Here is a 235-nt window from a genome sequence, read left to right on the forward strand (position 1 = left end):
GCCCAACGGTAGGTGGGAGATGAATTTCGGTTTGGCGTAGCCAAAAGGTTTTCCTTTTTATTTTGCCTCTGATATAAGTAGTCTTATCAATTATAAAGGCTGGTATATAAATGAAATTAGATAGTAATAACCATTCAGTATTCTTGTTATATTATCACCTTGTGTTGGTCGTGAAATACAGAAGAAATGTGTTTGATGATGATATGTCAGACTATGCAAAAGATATGTTTGTTCG

General features: G+C 34.0%; 1 protein-coding gene. It reads left to right on the forward strand.

The window, feature by feature from the left end; translation table 11 throughout:
• Window positions 1-110 precede the first annotated feature (110 nt).
• On the forward strand, window positions 111-235 hold a 125-nt coding region (locus tag HFD78_RS29300; protein WP_191968162.1), incomplete at its 3' end, for a transposase.

Source organism: Bacillus sp. EKM501B (genome assembly GCF_011800505.1).
Classification (GTDB): domain Bacteria; phylum Bacillota; class Bacilli; order Bacillales; family Bacillaceae_G; genus Bacillus_A; species Bacillus_A cereus.